This window comes from Pseudomonas tremae, from assembly GCF_001401155.1.
Lineage (GTDB): Bacteria > Pseudomonadota > Gammaproteobacteria > Pseudomonadales > Pseudomonadaceae > Aquipseudomonas > Aquipseudomonas tremae.
In genome coordinates, this window is sequence record NZ_LJRO01000248.1 from 1 (window position 1) to 990 (window position 990).

Consider the following 990-nt stretch of genomic DNA (forward strand, 5'->3'; position numbering starts at 1 on the left):
CTCAGGGGCGGCACCGGCAATGTATCGGCAAGCTGTTGCAGGGTTGAGTATTTACTGGACACGACGGCCTCCTGCTATCAGTGGAAGGTCAGTGGCTCTCCGAGCGGGCCCACTGGCCAGTGCATCCGGGACTGCATCAACGTCCTCCTGGGCTGCCAGAACCGGAAACGGCGCGAGATTGGGCACCACCAGTGGCTGTGGGCGTGGCGTCTTTTCGAAATCCATGAATATGCGTGACGCAAAGGCTTCGGTCGCGCCCTGGTACTTCCCGGAATACAGCTCGATATCGCCTTTGACGTTCCAGAACATCATCTGACCGATGTTCATGCCGGGGTAAACACGGATGCGGTTCAACGCATATAACTGCAAGGTCCAACGTCCGACGAAACCAATGTCGCCCAGTGGGGCCGACAGGTTGATGAACATCCCCAGTCTTGCAATCGAGGAACGCGCCGCATAAGTGCGGTACGAAATGGGTGCTGCCCATGGTTTCTATGGTTGAAGCCAGGTACAGCTTCATCGGCTGCAATTCATAGCCTTCCGGGCCGATTTCGATGGTTCGGGTGGACGCCTCGGTGCGCACATCGATCACATCGTCTTCGTAGACCTTCATCTGGTCATGCAGGCGGAAGTTGTAACTGTTGGGATTGACGTTCTCATGGGAAAAAGGACTGATGACGATTTCACCCGAACGCACACGATTTTCGATTTCACTACCGGTCAGTATCATGGTCAATCCAGAATGATTTTCGAGGGCACGGTGCTCTTGGAGCCCAAGTAGCGTCCAGCATAACAGGTGGTCAGGCCGAAGTTTGCCCAGAAGCAGACCTTGGCCACTTTGGTGCCGGCATAGACCCGCACCGGCTGGGTAACGACGATCTCCAGGGTCCAGCTGATGGCCGCGCCGGTGTGGCCGAGCGGCGCACTGGTCTGAATGAAAACGCCACAGGACGCCGTGGAAACGTTGGCGTAAAGCTCACTGGCAAAATC

The 990-nt window shown here is 56.6% G+C and carries 1 protein-coding gene and 1 pseudogene; both read right to left on the minus strand.

Features of this window, described 5'->3' with window-relative positions; all coding sequences use genetic code 11:
- Nucleotides 1-51: 51 nt before the first annotated feature.
- Nucleotides 52-730 (minus strand): annotated as a pseudogene (gene dcd / locus ALO43_RS31850) (dCTP deaminase).
- Between the two features lie 2 nt (nt 731-732).
- Nucleotides 733-990: dCTP deaminase domain-containing protein (locus ALO43_RS15705; RefSeq protein ID WP_412778920.1), on the minus strand; the 258-nt coding region annotated here is incomplete at its 5' end.